The organism is Mesorhizobium delmotii (genome assembly GCF_900149755.1).
Classification (GTDB): Bacteria; Pseudomonadota; Alphaproteobacteria; order Rhizobiales; family Rhizobiaceae; genus Mesorhizobium; species Mesorhizobium delmotii.
Genome location: NZ_FUIG01000092.1, coordinates 148,061 through 164,418, shown reverse-complemented (window position 1 = coordinate 164,418; position 16,358 = coordinate 148,061). Strand labels below are relative to the sequence as shown.

19 protein-coding genes are annotated in these 16,358 nt (G+C 62.8%); 9 read left to right on the top strand and 10 right to left on the bottom strand.

Features of this window, described 5'->3' with window-relative positions; all coding sequences use genetic code 11:
• Positions 1-7 precede the first annotated feature (7 nt).
• The gene (locus tag BQ8482_RS35245) at positions 8-985 is read right to left on the bottom strand and encodes a Bug family tripartite tricarboxylate transporter substrate binding protein (protein ID WP_095496841.1); all 978 of its coding nucleotides are present in this window, start codon (positions 983-985) and stop codon (positions 8-10) included.
• Positions 986-1,189: 204 nt separating this feature from the next.
• Here BQ8482_RS35245 and BQ8482_RS35240 point away from each other — a divergent pair, with 204 nt between their 5' ends.
• Positions 1,190-1,963, top strand: a complete 774-nt coding sequence (locus BQ8482_RS35240) for an IclR family transcriptional regulator (protein WP_095496906.1) — start codon at positions 1,190-1,192, stop codon at positions 1,961-1,963.
• Between the two features lie 50 nt (positions 1,964-2,013).
• On the opposite strand, the gene BQ8482_RS35235 is transcribed toward BQ8482_RS35240, so the two are convergent.
• A complete protein-coding gene (locus BQ8482_RS35235; RefSeq protein WP_123151745.1) occupies positions 2,014-2,553 on the bottom strand; it encodes a GNAT family N-acetyltransferase in 540 nt (179 codons plus the stop codon).
• A gap of 244 nt (positions 2,554-2,797) precedes the next feature.
• On the opposite strand from BQ8482_RS35235, the gene BQ8482_RS35230 reads away from it, so the two are divergent.
• Positions 2,798-3,253: a DUF2214 family protein gene (locus tag BQ8482_RS35230; protein ID WP_123151744.1), complete on the top strand. Its 456-nt coding sequence runs from the start codon at positions 2,798-2,800 to the stop codon at positions 3,251-3,253.
• On the opposite strand, the gene nth is transcribed toward BQ8482_RS35230, so the two are convergent.
• Positions 3,247-4,050 (bottom strand): endonuclease III, encoded by an 804-nt coding sequence (nth, locus tag BQ8482_RS35225; RefSeq protein ID WP_123151743.1) that lies wholly within the window; start codon positions 4,048-4,050, stop codon positions 3,247-3,249. The genes BQ8482_RS35230 and nth overlap by 7 nt on opposite strands.
• A gap of 22 nt (positions 4,051-4,072) precedes the next feature.
• On the opposite strand from nth, the gene BQ8482_RS35220 reads away from it, so the two are divergent.
• The 5 genes from BQ8482_RS35220 to BQ8482_RS35195 all read left to right on the top strand — a co-directional run bounded on the left by BQ8482_RS35220 (position 4,073) and on the right by BQ8482_RS35195 (position 9,002).
• Positions 4,073-4,567 carry a DUF2244 domain-containing protein gene (locus BQ8482_RS35220; RefSeq protein WP_123151742.1) on the top strand — a complete coding sequence of 165 codons (495 nt, stop codon included), beginning with the start codon at positions 4,073-4,075 and terminating at the stop codon, positions 4,565-4,567.
• Positions 4,568-4,816: 249 nt separating this feature from the next.
• Complete coding sequence (locus BQ8482_RS35210) at positions 4,817-5,695, top strand: methylated-DNA--[protein]-cysteine S-methyltransferase (RefSeq protein WP_123151741.1); 879 nt, start codon at positions 4,817-4,819, stop codon at positions 5,693-5,695.
• Between the two features lie 216 nt (positions 5,696-5,911).
• On the top strand, positions 5,912-6,820 hold the full coding sequence (locus BQ8482_RS35205; protein ID WP_123151740.1) for a ribokinase: 909 nt from the start codon (positions 5,912-5,914) through the stop codon (positions 6,818-6,820).
• A gap of 9 nt (positions 6,821-6,829) precedes the next feature.
• Complete coding sequence (locus tag BQ8482_RS35200; protein ID WP_123151739.1) at positions 6,830-8,278, top strand: amidase; 1,449 nt, start codon at positions 6,830-6,832, stop codon at positions 8,276-8,278.
• 109 nt (positions 8,279-8,387) lie between these two features.
• Positions 8,388-9,002: a LysE family translocator gene (locus tag BQ8482_RS35195; protein WP_123151788.1), complete on the top strand. Its 615-nt coding sequence runs from the start codon at positions 8,388-8,390 to the stop codon at positions 9,000-9,002.
• 51 nt (positions 9,003-9,053) lie between these two features.
• Here BQ8482_RS35195 and BQ8482_RS35190 read toward each other — a convergent pair whose 3' ends face one another.
• Entirely contained in the window at positions 9,054-9,995 is a 942-nt protein-coding gene (locus tag BQ8482_RS35190; RefSeq protein ID WP_123151738.1) for a nucleoside hydrolase, read from the bottom strand.
• A gap of 143 nt (positions 9,996-10,138) precedes the next feature.
• Here BQ8482_RS35190 and BQ8482_RS35185 point away from each other — a divergent pair, with 143 nt between their 5' ends.
• Complete coding sequence (locus BQ8482_RS35185) at positions 10,139-10,564, top strand: Hsp20 family protein (protein ID WP_095496851.1); 426 nt, start codon at positions 10,139-10,141, stop codon at positions 10,562-10,564.
• A 165-nt stretch (positions 10,565-10,729) separates the two neighbouring features.
• Entirely contained in the window at positions 10,730-10,987 is a 258-nt protein-coding gene (locus BQ8482_RS35180; protein ID WP_095496852.1) for a BQ00720 family protein, read from the top strand.
• 74 nt (positions 10,988-11,061) lie between these two features.
• Here BQ8482_RS35180 and ptsN read toward each other — a convergent pair whose 3' ends face one another.
• From ptsN to lptC, 6 genes are all read right to left on the bottom strand, one after another.
• Positions 11,062-11,526 carry a PTS IIA-like nitrogen regulatory protein PtsN gene (gene ptsN / locus BQ8482_RS35175; RefSeq protein WP_095488401.1) on the bottom strand — a complete coding sequence of 155 codons (465 nt, stop codon included), beginning with the start codon at positions 11,524-11,526 and terminating at the stop codon, positions 11,062-11,064.
• Between the two features lie 83 nt (positions 11,527-11,609).
• Positions 11,610-12,194 carry a ribosome hibernation-promoting factor, HPF/YfiA family gene (hpf, locus tag BQ8482_RS35170; RefSeq protein WP_123151737.1) on the bottom strand — a complete coding sequence of 195 codons (585 nt, stop codon included), beginning with the start codon at positions 12,192-12,194 and terminating at the stop codon, positions 11,610-11,612.
• Between the two features lie 268 nt (positions 12,195-12,462).
• Positions 12,463-13,989 carry an RNA polymerase factor sigma-54 gene (gene rpoN / locus BQ8482_RS35165; protein ID WP_123151736.1) on the bottom strand — a complete coding sequence of 509 codons (1,527 nt, stop codon included), beginning with the start codon at positions 13,987-13,989 and terminating at the stop codon, positions 12,463-12,465.
• A 190-nt stretch (positions 13,990-14,179) separates the two neighbouring features.
• Positions 14,180-14,998 (bottom strand): LPS export ABC transporter ATP-binding protein, encoded by an 819-nt coding sequence (gene lptB / locus BQ8482_RS35160; RefSeq protein WP_123151735.1) that lies wholly within the window; start codon positions 14,996-14,998, stop codon positions 14,180-14,182.
• Positions 14,998-15,609, bottom strand: coding sequence for an LptA/OstA family protein (locus tag BQ8482_RS35155; RefSeq protein ID WP_123151734.1), 612 nt, complete (start codon positions 15,607-15,609; stop codon positions 14,998-15,000). Before BQ8482_RS35155 ends, lptB begins: the two co-directional genes overlap by 1 nt.
• The gene (lptC, locus tag BQ8482_RS35150; protein ID WP_123151733.1) at positions 15,596-16,309 is read right to left on the bottom strand and encodes an LPS export ABC transporter periplasmic protein LptC; all 714 of its coding nucleotides are present in this window, start codon (positions 16,307-16,309) and stop codon (positions 15,596-15,598) included. The genes BQ8482_RS35155 and lptC overlap by 14 nt, the downstream gene beginning before the upstream one ends.
• Positions 16,310-16,358: the final 49 nt, after the last annotated feature.

Here is a 16,358-nt window from a genome sequence, read left to right as displayed (position 1 = left end):
GAGGACATCAGGCAAGGCCGAGGTCCTTGAGGATGGCTGCGATCCGGGTCGTGTCTTCGGCGAGAAATTTGGCATAGTCGTCGCCGGTGAGCAGGATTTGCGTCCAGTTGCGGTTTTTGCATTCGGTGGCCCAGGCATCGCTTTTAGCCATGGTCTCGACCAGCGTGATCATCGCCGCCTTGTCGGCGTCGGAAACGCCCGGCGGTGCGAAGACGCCTCGCCAGTTGAACAATTCGACATCGATGCCGGCTTCCTTGAGCGTCGGTGCGTCGATGCCTTCCTGGCGCTTGTCCGCAGAAATGGCAAGCAGCCGAAGCGCGCCTGCCTTGACCTGCTCGGAGAACTCGCCATAGCCGGAGATGCCGGCCGCGACCTGGTTGCCGAGAAGCGCCGACAGTGCCTCGCCGCCGCCGGCGAACGGCACGTAGGAGAGGTTGGCTGCCGGAACACCGGCCGTCTTCGCGATAAGGCCGAACAATATGTGGTCCGAGCCGCCGGCCGAACCGCCAGCCACCGGAACCTTGGTCGGATCGGCTTTGAGGGCGGCGACGAAATCCGCTGCGGTCTTGAACGGCGAGGCCGCCGGCACCACAAGCGCCTCGAATTCGCCGGTGAGGCGGGCGATCGGCGTGACTTCGGTGAGATTGTTGGCCGATTTGTTGGCGATAATGGCGCCAACCATGACCATGCCGGCAACCATCAGCGAATTGCCCTTGCCGTTCCACTGGCTGATGAATTGCGGCAGGCCGACTGTGCCGCCGGCGCCGCCGACATTGGTGATCTGCGAACCGGAGATCAGCTTCTCACTGCGCAGCACCTGATCCATCGTGCGCGCCGTCTGATCCCAGCCGCCGCCGGGCGCTGCCGGCACGAAGATCTGGATCTGCGGCGCATCCTGCGCAAAAGCGGGCGAGAGATGCAACGCTGCGAAACCGGCGGCGCCGGCAGCGGCGGTGCTCATTAAAAATCTGCGTCTGTTCAGCATGGGATTCCTCCAATCACGACACCTCCTCTGGTGCCTGCCAGCAACGTAGCCTGAATTCAGACCCGCTCGACAAAAATTCATGCAGCCTTTGTCTTGTTCTGTCAACAGGAACGGCATTCTACTGGACAGAACTGTCTGCACGCGGCATAGTTGTTTCGATCGGCCCTTCTGTCCAACTAGGAACGGAACGACGTGGTCAAGCAGATGACCGTAACACAATCCAAGCCTGCGTCGACCAACGGTGTTGCCGCGCTCGACCGTGCGATCGCCATCCTCGATGCTTTTGCTACCGCCGACCGGTCGCTCAGCCTCGCCGAAATCGCGGCGCGGACCGGCCTCTACAAGAGCACGATCCTGAGGCTGGCGAACTCATTATTGCGCGGGCAGCTGCTGGAGCGTCTCGACGACGGCCGCTACCGTGTCGGCCCTGCCACCTTCCGGCTGGGTGCCCTATACCAGCGTTCGGTCGTGGCGATCGACATCCTGCTGCCGATCATGCGCGATCTGGCCGAGCGAAGCTGGGAAAGCGTCGCTTTCTATGTCCGCTCGGGCGACGTGCGCACCTGCCTCTACCGCGTCGAGTCCAAGCATCCCATCCGCTACACCATACGGGAAGGCGACGTGCTGCCGTTGCTGGCCGGTACGGGCGGCCGCGTGCTTGCGGCGTTTTCCGGTCAGCAGGGCGAGCCTTACGAGACGATCCGCAAAACCTATCATTGTTTGTCGGTCGGCGATCGCGACCCCGAGACGGCGGGCGTTTCGGCACCAGTGTTCGGGCCGGGGCACACCTTGCTCGGTGCGTTGACGCTGTCAGGCCCGAGCACGCGCGTCGACGCGGCCTTTCTGCAGCGCATGAAAAATCCGCTGATCGAGGCGGCCGCGCGCGCCACCCGCGCTTTCGGCGAAGACGCCTCGATGCTCGAACAGGCGGCCCTAAAAGCCAAAGCGGAAGGCCCGGTGCTGAAGCGGCAGGCCTAGAAAGCCTCGATTCGGCCCGATCGGAACCACAGGATGACAGGCCGCAACCCTCAAGGCTGCCGTTCCAGCAGGATCGTCGCATCGTCGTGATAGGTGGTCCGCAACACTTCGCTGTAGCCGCATTTGGCCGCGACGCTCAGCGAAGCGGTGTTTTCCGGATCGATGATGCAGACAGTCCTTGCGCGCCCGAATGCGTCGTCGCCCCAGGCGAGAACCCGTCCGACGACTTCGCTGGCGAAGCCTTGGCCATGGGCGCTCGGGACCAGCGCCCAACCGGCTTCCGGAACGCCTTCGATCGACGGCACGATGTTGCGCTTCAAATCGTGAAAGCCGGCTTCGCCGATGAAGCGGCTGGTCGCCTTGTCCTCGATCGCCCAAAAGCCATAGCCCAGCAGCGACCACAGGCCGGCATGACGCAGGAAGCGCATCCAGCTTTCCTCCCGCGTGCGCGGCTTGCCGCCGATGAAGCGTGTGACGGCCGGATCGGCCCACATGGCGACATAGGCGTCGAAATCATCGAGCTGGTGTGGCCGCAGCACGGTGCGCGGCGTTTCAATGACGGGAGCGACAAGCGCCTGTGGATTGATCATGTGTCGTGCCTCGGTTGCGTAAGTTTGCCTGTGCTTAGTAGCCTGCCCTTGGATTTGACCCGGGGGTGCTCGGCGGTTTTGGGGGACAGCGATATGCGACAGAGATCCAAATCGCCTGCACCAGACAAGAGCCAAAGCCTGTGCAGATCATCTTCCAGCCCAATGTGAATCCTGCCCAGCGGTGCTACTTTTCACCAGCAGCTGATTCAGCATCCGCTGTGCCGTCCGACGGAGGGAAAAGGGCATGGATACCACCGATCTTGCGCTTGCCATCTTTCATCATCTGCTGGTGTTTTCATTGGCGGGCATCATCGGCGCCGAATTTGTCCTGATCCGCGGCGATCTGCCCGCCGCGACGCTCCGGAGGCTTGTCGGCATCGATCGCCATTACGGCATCCTCGCCATGCTGATCATCATCGTCGGCATCGGCCGCGTCATCTACGGCCTGAAGGGCTGGGAATTCTACGTCTACAACTGGGTGTTCTGGGCAAAGATGGCGGCCTTCGTCATCGTCGGCCTGCTGTCGATCATTCCGACGGTCCGCTTTGTTTCCTGGAACAGGCAGGCCTCGGCCAACCCCGGTTTTCAGGTACCTGCGGCGCAACTTGCATCGGTTCGAACTTATGTCCGCGCCGAAGCCTTGATTTTCCTGTTGATCCCGGTCTTCGCCGCGGCGATGGCGCGCGGCTACGGCTACTGAATTTCGCCTACGGGTTCGAGCGGCGCAATTTCGACCAGCGGCGCCGGAATATCATTCGTCTTCTCCTCGGCCTTGCAGATGTCGGCGATGACACAGACCGGACAATCCGGTTTGCGCGCCTTGCAGACGTAGCGGCCATGCAGGATCAGCCAATGATGCGCGTGGCGCATATATTCGTCCGGAATGATCCTCAACAGCCCCTGCTCGACCTGTTCCGGCGTCTTGCCGGGCGCCAGTCCCAGCCGGTTGCCGATGCGGAAGATATGCGTGTCGACCGCCATCGTGTGCTGGCCGAAGGCCATATTAAGCACGACATTGGCGGTCTTGCGCCCGACGCCCGGCAGCTTGACCAGATGGTCGCGGTCGTCAGGCACCTCGCCGTCATGGTCGCGGATCAGCGCTTCCGACAGCGCAATGACGTTCTTGGCCTTGTTGCGCCAAAGCCCGACAGTGCGGATATAGTCGCCGACTCTGGCCTCGCCGAGCGCCAGCATCTTTTGCGGCGTGTCGGCGACCTTGAACAGCGCCCGAGTTGCCTTGTTGACGCCGACATCGGTCGCCTGTGCCGAAAGCACCACCGCCACCAGCAGCGTGAAGGCGTTGATGTGTTCGAGCTCGCCCTTCGGCTCGGGCCGCTGAACGGAAAAGCGTCGGAAAATCTCGTGCACCTCGGCCGGGCTGTAGCGCGAATGGGACCGCACCGGCCGGGCACGCGGCTTGGCGTTCGAGCCGTCGCGTCGGCCGGGGGGCGGTTCATTTTCGGGTGTAGAGGAATTTTTGGGCTTGGGGCTCGTCATCCCCTTCCTATAATATCCCGTCATGAGCGACACAAACGCCTCATTTCAGGCCGACGAGCCATTCTTCCAGGCGTTGCTGATACCGCATCGGTCGCTGGGCAAAACCGGCTTTGCCATCCTGATGGGCGCTCTGCTGTTCGGCTCGTTGGTGACCGGAGCGTTTTTCCTGTCGCGCGGCGCCTGGCCGGTGTTCGGCTTCCTCGGTTTCGACGTGATTGCCGTCTACATCGCCTTTCGCGCCAATTATCGTGCCGCCCGCGCCCGCGAGGAAGTGTCGGTCTCGCGCACCAGCCTCGACATCCGCAAGACCGCACCGTCAGGCAAATCGGAAGCGCATCGCTTCAATCCGTTCTGGGCGCGTTTTTCGGTCGCCCGCCACGCCGAAATCGGCATCACCAGGATGGCGGTGGAAGCACAAGGCCAGAATGTGCCGATCGGCGGTTTCCTCAATCCCGACGACCGCGAGAGCTTTGCGTCAGCTTTTTCGCGCGCCCTGGCGACCGCCAAAGCGCGCTAAATGTGAGCGAACCGCCTCGTCCGCAAAATGATCTTTCAGCAGCGATTGAGGCAACCGGCTCTCCAGTGCCTTGCCATAGACGGTAATCAGCAGCGTCTCCCTCTCCTTGGTGAGATGCACCTTTTCGCCAGCCCATCATCGGCTCCTTCCTCGAAGCCAATTCTATCTGGGTATGTGCCGCGAGAAGGCAAGTTTCGGGTGGTGATCGGAGCCGCGAAGGACGATATTCGCGGTCAAGGAGATAGTCCGATGAACGCACAGACAGCTATTCTGAAGAAAGACATCACGCCCGAAGGCGGTGACTACGAAGTTGTTCGGCGCGCGATCGAGAAGATCAGCCTTGACTACCGTGACCAGCCGTCCCTCGAAATACTGGCCGAGGAAGTCGGCGAGACGCCGACCGGCCTGCAGAAGCTCTTCACACGCTGGGCCGGCCTGTCGCCCAAGGCTTTCCTCCAGGCGGTCACGCTCGACCATGCGCGCAAACTGCTCGATTCCGGCATGCCATTGCTCGAGGCTTCTTTAGAGGTCGGCATGTCAGGCCCCGGCCGGCTGCACGACCTTTTCGTCACGCATGAGGCGATGTCGCCGGGCGACTACAAGACGCGCGGCGCCGGGCTGACGATCCGCTACGGCTATCATATCTCGCCCTTCGGCATCGCCCTGATCATGGTCACCGACCGCGGCCTTGCCGGCCTCGCCTTCAGCGATGCCGGCGGCGAGCGTGCGGCCTTTGCCGACATGTCCGGCCGCTGGCCGAACGCAAACTATGTCGAGGACATGGCCGCGACGGCGCCCTATGCCGCGCGCATCTTCGATCCGGCGCTGTGGCGCGCCGACCAGCCGCTGCGCGTCGTCATGATCGGCACCGACTTCCAGGTCCGCGTCTGGGAGGCCCTGCTGCGCATCCCGATGGGCAAGGCCTGCACCTATTCCTCGATCGCCGCCGGCATCGGCGCGCCGAGCGCCAGCCGAGCGGTGGGGGCCGCGGTCGGCGCCAATCCGATGTCGTTCGTGGTGCCGTGTCACCGGGCTCTCGGCAAGTCCGGCGCGCTCACCGGTTACCACTGGGGCCTGACCCGCAAACGCGCCATCCTTGGCTGGGAAGCGGGACAAGTCGGATCTTGATGAAACGCCCATAGATTCGGGCCAGCAGCGCGCGGGTTCATCTCGCGCGGTCTGGCAAGCAGCGGCCTTACGGAGTAGCTTCCCGCACAATTAGAGCGACGTGCGTCCATTTGGACGCACAAAGTACGCTCTAACACTTTAATTCTACGCATTCGTGCTTTCCGAAAATCGATTCCGATTTTCGGAAAGCACGATGCGTCAGCAGGGAGGCACCACTTGATCATCGTTATCGGCTCGATCAACCTTGACCTAATCGCCAATGTCGACCGCTTGCCCGCACCGGGCGAGACGGTTCGGGGCTCCGGATTTACCACCGCACCCGGCGGCAAGGGCGCCAACCAGGCCCTGGCCGCCGCGCGCGCCGGTGCCAAGGTGCGCATGGTCGGCGCGGTCGGCAAGGACAATTTCGCCACTGAAGCGCTGGCGCTGCTGCGGGACGGCAAGATCGACCTGTCCGGTGTCGGCGAAACCTTCGCCTCGACCGGCACGGCATTGATCATGGTCGCCGACGACGGCGAGAACGTCATTGCCGTGGTGCCGGGCGCCAATGATTCGGTCGTGACAGGCGACCTCTCCAAGGCTTTCATGAAAAAGGGCGATGTCGTGCTCCTGCAGCAGGAGATCCCGCTGCAGACTGTCGATGCAGCACTGGACGCCGCCCGGGCGGCGGGCGCGGTTACCGTGCTCAACACGGCACCGTTCCGCGGCGAGGCGGCCGCCTTCCTCGGCAAGGCCGACTATGTCGTCGCCAACGAGACCGAATTCGACCTCTATGGCGAGGCGCTGTCGCTGAGCGGCCGCGATCGCCCGGCGCGGATGCGCGATTACGCCGGGAAGACCGGCCGCACAATCGTCGTCACGCTCGGCGGTGACGGCGTTCTGGCGGCGACACCAGCCGATCTTCTGATGCTTCCGGCGCTGAAGATCACCCCTGTCGACACGGTCGGCGCCGGCGACACGTTTTGCGGCTATTTCGCCGCGGGGCTGTCATCCGGCCTGCCGCTCGATCAGGCGCTCGCCCTTGCTGCAGCCGCTGGTTCGCTCGCTTGCCTGAAGCCCGGCGCCCAGCCGGCGATCCCGCTGGCGAAGGACGTCGACGCGGCGCTACAAAAATCCGCCAGCTAGGTGAGAGCCATGCGTCCGGCCACAAAACACGCCGTGCCGCCTGCCGGCGATATCTGCCGCCTGTCCGCCGTGGACCTTGCCGGCGCGATCAGGCGCCGTCAGCTGTCCGCGCGCGAGGTGGTGACGGCATTCCTCGACCGGATCGAAGCGGTGAACCCGCTGGTCAACGCCATCGTCTCGCTGCGCGACCGTGCCGACATCTTGCGCGAGGCCGACAAGGCGGACGCCCATCTGGCGCATGCAGGGCATGCCGGCCCCCTGTTCGGCCTGCCGATCGCCATCAAGGATCTCGCGCACACCAAGGGCCTCAGGACCAGCTTCGGCTCGCCGATCTTCGCCGATTTCGTGCCGCAAGAGGATGATTTCTTCGTCGAGCGCATCCGCAAGGCCGGCGCCATCATCATCGGCAAAACCAACGTTCCCGAATTCGGCCTTGGCTCCAACACCTACAACACGGTGTTCGGCCCGACGCTCAATGCTTTCGACGCGGCCTTGACCGCCGGCGGTTCGAGCGGCGGCGCGGCGGTCGCACTGGCGCTCGACATGGTGCCTGTCGCCGACGGCAGCGACTTTGGCGGCTCGCTGCGCAACCCGGCCGCCTACAACAATGTCTATGGCTTCCGTCCGTCGCAGGGACTTGTCCCGGCCGGTCCCGAACCTGACGTCTTTCACACACAGATGGGCGTCGAAGGACCGATGGGGCGGAGCGTGTGCGACATGGCGCTGCTGCTCGACGAGCAGGCCGGCTACGACCCTCGCTCGCCGCTCTCGCATCACAAGCAGGGCTGCTTCCTACAGGGACTGCAAACGGCAGCCGCCGGCGGCCGCATCGCCTGGTTCGGCGATCTCGGCGGCCATCTGCCGCTCGAACCCGGCATCCTTGATCTTTGCGAGGCCGCTCTCGGCCGATTCGCCGATGTATCCTTTCAGACCGAAGCGCTGGTGCCGGATTTCGACTTCGAGGCGCTGTGGCAGGCCTTTGTGACGCTGCGCCAGGCGAGCAGCGGTTGCGCGCTCAAGGCGCATTACGACGATCCCTTGAAACGCAGTCTTCTGAAGCCGGAGGCCGTGTGGGAGGTGGAACGTGCGCTGCAGCTCACGGCGCCGCAGATCCACGCCGCCACGGTGAGGCGCTCGTCCTGGCACCAAACCCTGCTGTCGCTCTTCGACCGCTTCGACCTCGTCGCACTGCCGACCGCACAGGTCTTCCCCTTCGAGGTTTCCACCCACTGGCCGACGCAAGTGGCCGGACGTGCCATGGACAGCTATCACCGCTGGATGCAGGTTTCAGCGCTCGCCACGCTGGGTGGCTGCCCGGCGGTCAACGTACCGGCCGGCTTCGATGCCAGAGGCAGGCCGATGGGCATGCAACTGATCGGGCGGCCGCGCGGCGACATGGCCGTGTTGAGAGCAGCGGCAGCCTACGAGACGACGCTGCCGTGGCAGACCGGAGCCTAAATCCAGGTCAAGGCCGCCAGCGACATATGCTGCCGGCTTGCACCGGCGTTGCTGTCATGCATTGATCGCGGTCGGCCGCGTCGCAAGCCGCATATTGTCGAGGAAAACCATGTCGCTGGAACTCTACGCTACCTATGTCGTCGCCTGCATCGTCATTGTCCTGGTGCCTGGACCGACGGTCACGCTGATCATCGCCAACAGCATCCGCCATGGCTCCCGCGCCGGCCTCGCCAATGTCGCCGGCACGCAGGCTGGGCTGGCCATCATGATCGCCATTGTCGGCATCGGATTGACCTCGCTGATCGCGGGAATGGGCCATTGGTTCGAGTGGGTCAGGCTGATCGGCGCCGCCTATCTGATCTGGATGGGCGTGCAGATGTTCCGCTCCAAGGGCAAGCTGAACGCGGACGGATCGGCGAAGACACCGCGCGGCGGTTTCTTCCTGCAGGGCCTGCTGGTAGCGATCAGCAATCCCAAGACGCTGGTGTTCTTCGGCGCCTTCTTTCCGCAGTTCATCGCCCCTGAAGGCAACTACACATTGCAGATCGTCGTCATGGGTCTCACCGCCCTGATCTTCGCCGCCGTGTCGGATTCGACCTTCGCGCTCGCCGCCGGCCGCGCCGGGCGCCTGCTCTCGGCCGGCCGCGTCAAGCTCATGTCCAGAATCAGCGGCAGTTTCCTGGTCGGCGGCGGCCTGTGGCTGGCGTTTTCAAAGGCGAAGTGAGGGCACCTTTCCTTCCCCCTTGTGGGCCCACAAGGGGAGAAGGAAGAAGCCCTAAAGCTGCCCCAGCCTTTCCAGCAGCAGTGCGAAAAACGCATCATGGTCGATGTCGCGCATCACCATGGCGTTGTTCGGTCGCTTGGTCACGCCCCACCAGTCGATCACGGTCATGCCCATGGTGAGCTCCGAGGCGGTTTCCACGGTGACGTTGCAGTTGCGGCCCCTGAACAGCTCCGGCTTCAACAGATAGGCGATGACGCAAGGGTCGTGCAGTGGACCGCCATCGGTGCCGTATTTCTCCTCGTCGAAGCGCTCGAAGAATTCCAGCATCTCCGTCGTAGCCGTGCCGACCCTGGTGCCGAGCTTGCGGAAGGCCTGGGTTCGCTTGGCAGTGGTCAGCGCCTTGTGGGTGACGTCGAGCGGCATCATGACGATCGGGATGCCGGATTTGAACACGACGTCGGCGGCATGTGGGTCGACATAGATGTTGAATTCGGCGGTGGGCGTGACGTTGCCGCCTTCGAAGAAGCCGCCGCCCATCAGGACGATTTCCTTGATGCGCGGCGCGATCTTCGGCTCGCGGATAAGCGCCAGCGCAACGTTGGTGAGCGGTCCGAGCGCGCAGAGCGTAATCGTGCCGCTCTCTTCCTTCATCAGTGTCTCGACGATGAAATCCACCGCATACTGGTCCTGCAGCTTCATTGTCGGTTCGGGCAATTGCGGTCCGTTGAGACCGGTCTCGCCATGCACCTCCTCGGCGGTAACCAGTTCGCGCGCCAGCGGCCGGATGGCGCCGGCATAGACCTTGATGTCAGACCTGCCGGCCAGTTCGCAGATCTTGCGTGCATTCTTTTCGGTGAGCCTCAGCGGCACGTTGCCGGCGACGGCGGTTATGCCGACGATCTCCAGCTCGGCGCTGCCGAGCGCCAGCAATATGGCGACGGCATCATCCTGGCCGGGATCCGTGTCGATGATGATCTTGCGGGATAGGGGCATTTCAATTCCTTGTTTGGGGAGTCTTTTTGGGCGGGGCTTTTGACGGCTTGAACTTGACCGCGGGGCGGACCATATCAAGACCATCGGGAAAAATGCCATCTGGGTTTTTCCACTTTATGTCGCTCTTGAGAGGACAATGTAACATGAGCCGAATGACGCCTTTTTCCAGCCCGCTTCTCCTGGGTTTCGACGCCATGGAAAAGACCCTGGAGCGTCTGGCGAAGTCGGGTGATAGCTACCCTCCCTATAACATCGAGCGCCTCAGCGGTGCCGACGGCAAGGCCGAAAGGTTGCGTATCACGCTCGCTGTCGCCGGTTTCGCCGAGAACGATCTAGATGTGACCACGGAGGAGAACCAGTTGGTCGTGCGCGGCCGCCAGAACGACGATACCGAGCGCGAATTTCTTCATCGCGGCATTGCCGCGCGCCAGTTCCAGCGCTGTTTCGTGCTGGCCGACGGCATGCGGGTGATCACCGCGGAGCTGAAGAACGGGCTTTTGTCGATCGATCTCGATCGGCCCGAGTCCGAACGGCTGGTACGGAAAATAAACATATCGGTGAAAGACTGATCCTTACCGCTGCATCGGCCGGAAAATCGGAATCGATTTTCCGAAAGTACGATGCAGCAAATTGAAGTGTTAGAGCGTCCTTTGTGTGCCCAATTGGACACACGGCGCTCTAATGGCTCTCATGCGAGGCGGCCTGAGCGGCGTCCTCGCGACAAGGAGGCTTAAATGACTAGAACTGACGAAAATCTTATCATGACCAGCGGCGAATTCGCCCATCTCGGCGAAGGCTCGGTCGCCTATCTCAGGAAAGTGTCGAGCGACGATCTGCGCGGCCGTTTCCCGGGCCTCGGCGAAATCGCGCCCGGCCTTGAACTGTGGGCCCTGTTTGCCGCCAATGGCCAGCCGATCCTGCTTTCGGACGCTCGCGACCGGGCGCTGGCTGGCGCCCTGGAAAACGACCTGATCCCCGTCGCCATCCACTAACAATAGGCGCAGCGATCTGGTTGGAAACGGACAGGGCCGCTCACGGCGGCCCTTCAACGGATCCAATCAAAAACTCAGGCCGCGTGTGAGGCTTGCGTGTCCGACAAAAGCGCGTGGATCGCTGCGGCGTCGCGGGTGCCCCTGATCTTGGCCACCGTGTCGGCGTCGCGCAGCACCCGCGCGATGCGCGACAGCGCCTTGAGGTGGTCGGCGCCGGCGCCTTCGGGCGCCAAAAGCAGGAACACCAGATCGACCGGCTGGTCGTCCAGCGCCTCGAAATCGACCGGCGTCTCCAACCGGGCGAAAACCCCGGCGATCCGCTTGACCCCGGCCAGCTTGCCATGCGGAATGGCAATGCCGTTGCCGACACCGGTCGAGCCCAGCCGTTCCCGCTGCAGGATGGTGTCGAACACCTCCCGTTCCGGAATGCCGGAAATCGCTGCCGCCCTTTCGGACAGCATTTGCAGCAGTTGCTTCTTGGAGTTCGCCTTCAACGCCGGCAAGATTGCCGGAACGTTGATAAGATCGCTCAGATCCATACTTGAAATCCCTTGTTCGCCTGCCGTCGCCAGCCCTCACTCTCGCGTGCGGCTGGTTCCTTATCCCAGTGCGGCCTTGGTCGTCATCCCTGCGCGACCTTGGTCGTAGACGGGTCGATCCAGCCGATATTTCCGTCCGGCCGGCGATAGACGATATTGAGATGCTCGTTTCCGGCGTTGCGGAAGACGAGAACCGGGCTGTCCTTGGTGTCGAGCTCGATCACGGCTGACGCCACCGACATGGTCCGCAGCGTCATGGTTGATTCGGCGACGATGGCTGGCGCGAAATTCTCCGGTATTTCCTCATCGTCATCGGCAAGCGGCGCCATCACCGTATAGGCGATGTCGGTGAGTTCGCCATTGGCATTGCCTGAATTATGTGACTTCAGCCGACGCTTGTAGCGCCGAAGGCGGGTTTCGAGGCGATCCGCCGCGGCCTCGAAAGCGAGCGTCGGGTCCTGGGCTTCACCGGTCGCCTGCAGCGAAGCGCCGGAATCCAGCCGGATCATGCAATCGGCCGTGTAGCGCGACCCCGATTTGACGACTACAATTTGCCCTGAAAAGCCCCGATCGAAATATTTCCCGATCACTTCTCCGACACGGTCGTTGATGCGCGTACGGAACGCATCGCCGACATCCATGTGTTTTCCTGATATGCGCAGTGTCATCTGAAAACTGACCTTCCTTGCTCAGGCTTCAAACTGTCCCGAGTTTATACCCGTGGTCTGTGCGCACAAGCTTTGCGGCGTCACTTGCGCCGATTTTAAATCCGAACTTTCCGGTTGATCACAAGCCGCCTTCTTTGACCGTCCCGTGGCCAACGTCGTGACGGACCATCCGCATGCGGGCAGTAGCCCGTCCCATGCGGGCGGGCTTCTAGCCACTTCATTGCGGCTTGTCAATGAAGCGCGAAAGCTGTGGAAATTCCGTCGGGGATCAACGTCCGGCGCTGGCCAAAGCGCGTTTTTCACGCCGCCGCTGCACCGACGAGGGAATATTCATGCCCTCCCGATACTTGGCGACCGTGCGCCTGGCGATATCGACGCCACTTTCCCGCAACATATCCACAATCGCGTCGTCGGAAAGCACGTCGGCCGGTTTCTCCTCGTCGATCAACTGCTTGATGCGGTCGCGCACCGCTTCAGACGAATGCGCATCGCCGCCACCCGACGAAGCGATCGAGGCGGTGAAGAAATAGCGCAGTTCGAACACGCCGCGCGGCGTCAGCATGTATTTGTTGGCGGTGACCCGGCTGACGGTCGATTCGTGCATGCCGATGGCGTCGGCCACCGTGCGCAGGTTGAGCGGCTTCAGGTGACGCACGCCATGGACGAGGAAGGCGTCCTGCTGGCGCACGATTTCTGAGGCAACCTTAAGGATGGTCTTCGCCCGCTGGTCGAGACTGCGCGTCAGCCAGTTGGCGTTTTGCAGGCATTCCGCCAGGAAATCCTTTTCCGTCTGGTTTTTCGCATGCGGTGAAACCTGGGCAAAATAGATATGGTCGACCAGCACGCGCGGCAGCGTTTCGGCATTGAGTTCGATCACCCAACTCCCGTCATTGGCCGCCCGCACTTCGACATCAGCGACGATCGCATCGCTGGCACCGCCCGAAAACGCCATCCCCGGGCGCGGATCGAGCGCACGTATCTCGGCCAGCATGTCGAGCAGATCCTCCTCGTCGACCCCACAGATCCGTTTCAGGGTCTGGAAATCGCGCCGCGCCAGGAGCTCGAGATTGGCGATCAAAGCCTTCATCGCCGGGTCGAGCCGGTCGCGGACGGCAAGCTGCAGCGACAGGCATTCGGCGAGGTCGCGGGCAAAGATGCCGGCGGGCTCGAATGTCTGGCAGACCTCGAGTGCATTCGTCACCGCCGCTCTGTCGGTGCCGAGACGAGCGGCGATCTCAGCCATGTCGGCGCGCATGTAGCCGGCCTCATCGAGGCCATCGGCCAGTTCGCTGGCGATCAGGCGTGCTGCCGGGTCGGCGAAGGCAAGCGCGACCTGTTCGCCGACATGCTCGCGCAGCGTGATGGCGGCGGCCGCCATGTCTCCGACCTCGAAGCCGTCCGACGAGGACGCGGAACCGTTGCCGGAGGCCGATTTCCATTGGGCCGTCAGGTCGGGACCGAGCCGCTCGCTGGTGCCGGGGTCGTCGGGAAACAGGTTTTCCAGCGAAGTATCGAGCTTTTCCGAGATCGCCTCGGCGCTCCACGCCGTTTCCTTCTCGAACCAGTCGCCGCCGGTGGCCGTTTCCGGCGCGGCATCGATCTTCTGCGCCTGATCGCTGACGGCATCGTCCTGCGGCTCGGCGCGATCGAGTAGAGGATTGCGCTCGATCTCGTCGTCGATGAAGCGTTCCAGCTCGACGTGGGTGAACTGCAGCAGCCGGATCGACTGCATGAGTTGCGGCGTCATCACCAGCGACTGGGACTGTCGTAGCTGTAGTTTTGCCGCCAACGCCATGGTTCGGTTTCAAACGCCCTGTCTACGCATCCGGACTGCCGGAAGGAGTTGGGCATAGAAACTGGCCCGGCTTTTGCTTGTCAAGGCGACAGCGATCAAAACTCGCCTGTCGGTGCGTTATTTGGAGGAGAAATCGGAGAAAAAGGCTCGTCTCGCGCCAAAAATCGCGCTTGGAGGGGAATTTTCCCGCTTAGAGTGTAAACCCCTCACCGAGATAAAGCCGCCGCACATCCGGGTTTGCGACCACTTCATCGGCCCGGCCGTGGGTCAGCACCTGGCCGGCATGGATGATGTAGGCGCGGTCGATCAGGCCGAGCGTCTCGCGGACATTATGATCGGTGATGAGCACGCCGATGCCCCGCGCCGTCAGATGGCGCACGAGTTGCTGGATATCGGCGACGGCGATCGGATCGATGCCGGCGAAAGGTTCGTCGAGCAGCATGTATGCGGGGCGGGTCGCCAGTGCGCGCGCGATTTCAAGGCGGCGCCGCTCGCCGCCGGAAAGCGACAGCGACGGGGCCTTGCGCAAATGGCTGATGTGAAACTCCTCGAGCAGTTCGTCGAGACTGCGTTCGCGCTCCTTGCGGCTCTTTTCGACCACTTCGAGCACGGCACGGATGTTTTGCTCGACGCTCAAGCCGCGAAAGATCGACGCTTCCTGCGGAAGGTAGCCGATGCCGAGGCGGGCGCGGCGGTACATCGGCATCGAGGTGACATCGAAGCCGTCGATTTCGATTGTGCCTTCATCGACCGGCACAAGGCCGGTGACCATGTAGAAGCAGGTCGTCTTGCCGGCGCCGTTGGGACCGAGCAGCCCGACCGCCTCACCGGCGCGCACGCCGATCGTCACGCCGCTGACGACTTTGCGGCCCTTGTAGCTCTTGGTCAGGCCCTTGGCGATCAAGGTTCCCTTGAACTTTACCTGGTCGACGCTGACCGTGGCCGGTGCCGCAAGTTTGCTGGCGGCGCGTCCTGGAAGACGCGCCATCAGCGATGCTACGTCGACCATCAGGGGTTCGCCGCTCCCGACTTCGCCGGCGGCGTGATCGACATCATGACGCGGCCCCCGCAGGCGTCGACCTGGGCCAGGCCGCTCTTCATCTGCACGGTGAGCTTGCAGCCGACCAGTACATTGTCACCTTGCGAAAGCACGACCTTGCTGCCTGAAAGCACCAGCACTTCCGTCTTCATGTCGAAGGTGCCGCTGTCGCCGGTGGCGACCTGGTCGTCCGATTTGATATAGACCTTGTTGGCGACCTCCAGACGGTCGATGTTGGCCGAGCCGGTCATCGCGGCACCTGCGGCCTGCGCATCCTTGGCGTCAGCGTCGGCGTCCTTGACGTAATAGACCGTCATCTTGCCGGCCTTGAGCAAAGTCGGCCCCTGGACGACGCTCACATTTCCTGTGAACACGGCGACGCTTTCCGCCTGGCGGACCTCGAGCTTATCGCTTTCGATCTGGATGGGCTTGTCGCCGGACAGTTTGAGGCCCGACAACTGGCTGGTGGCCTTGGACTGCGCCAGAGCCGGCGTCGTCCCCAAGCTCAGCCCCAAAGCCAGCCCAAGGGCCGGCAACGCCGAAGCTGCTGCCCTGAGCCGTGTCGAACTACTGAACCGCATTGGATTCTCCGCTCATTGCCTCTGCCGCTTTCAAGCTGGCGGGATCGATGTTGACACGCACTCTGTTCTCGAAAACCACGATCTTGCCGTTGTCCTGGATCGACATCGAATCTGCGGTGATCCGCGACCCGCCGCGGCTGACGTCGACCGGGTCGTTCGTCTTCATAGTGCCTTTGCCCATATCGAGAAAGACCGATTTGAACTTTGCCGCCAAGCCATCGGTGGTGGTTATGGTGACATCGCTGGTCAGGCTCATCGTGTTGCCGTCACGATTGTAGGTGCCGTGCGAGGCATTGATGGCCGCCACATTGTCAGTCGATATCGGCAGCTTGGCGTCGATGCCCTCCAGATTGATGATGCCTTGCTTGGTCACGTCCTGTATGGCGCGCAAAGCCGTCATGGAATAGGGCAGTTTCTGCTTGGTGAACCCGTTGAGCTTGGGGTTGGCCATCACCAGCTTGCCATTGGCGAAGGCGCTGCCGTCGGCCTGGACCTGGATTGAGCCAGGCGCCGCGAGATAGGAATAGACCGGGAAGGCGACCGCGATCGCGGCAGCGGCCAGCGGCACCGCCAGCTTCAAGATCCGCACGCGGCGCGAGTGGCGCTGGGCAATGCCGAAGGCGTCGACCCGCGCCGGGCCTACGTCCGGGGGAGCCAACTCCGTCTCGGTGTTGGTCGGTTCGATCGGTCGCGCTAACATAACTGCTTTCTTTTAAACCCCTGCCGCCAAGCACCCCTATAGGTGGGAT